Here is a 785-nt window from a genome sequence, read left to right on the forward strand (position 1 = left end):
ATATTGGACCGCGCCGACGATACCGCCCGCAGCGACACAAACGACCGTTGCCGCTGAACCGCCGAAATCGCCGGCGGTTCAGCCGTTTGCCGCAACCTCGGCGGCTTCGGCCGTCAATGCATCGCCGCTGACCGGCACGGCTCATGGCTCGACTGCACAAGCATCCGCGCCGGCCTCCGCATCGAACATCGCGCCCGTCGCTACAGCAGTTTCGCCCGTCGGCGTAACCGGCACGGCGTCCGCTTCGCCGTCGCAACCGGCCGCATCGGCACCACCCGTTACCGCCACCGCATCGGCATCGCCGGCCGGTGTCACGGACCTGACCGACGGTTCGCTTTCCCGCGCCTCGACGCCTGCATCAACCGATGCGCCCGCCGTGATGCCGTCGACGACTGGCGCATCGGCTTCGACGTTCGGCTCGACTGCGCAGGCGCCCGTAACGCCGGTGCCCGCTACCGCGACGCCCGCGACTTTCACGTCCACATCGATCGCCGCGCCGTCTTCCCCGTCGGCATCGGCATTTCCTGTCGACACAGCAGCCACGTCGACCGGTACGACGACCTTCGCTCCATTCAGCGCATCGGGCGCGGTCGCTCCGCAGCCGCCAATCAGTCTGCCCGTATCGCCAACCGCGTCCGCCGCGACGTCGACGTCCTTCACGTCCTTCAGCGCGCTCGCGCCGACGACCACTGCCGCCGCCACGCCAGCGCACCCGATCGCTAGCGCGCCTGTCGCCGCGGCCGGGCCGCTGACGTCCATCGGTGCGGCCACCGCGACGCAGGCTC

At 70.2% G+C, this 785-nt stretch carries 1 pseudogene; it reads right to left on the reverse strand.

Going from position 1 to position 785, the window contains the following annotated elements:
- Positions 1–141: 141 nt before the first annotated feature.
- A pseudogene (locus tag H3O04_RS35525) lies at positions 142–785 on the reverse strand (hypothetical protein); the annotation flags it as partial.

Origin of the sequence: Burkholderia sp. KCJ3K979 (assembly GCF_016759955.1) — a bacterium.
GTDB lineage: Bacteria > Pseudomonadota > Gammaproteobacteria > Burkholderiales > Burkholderiaceae > Burkholderia > Burkholderia orbicola.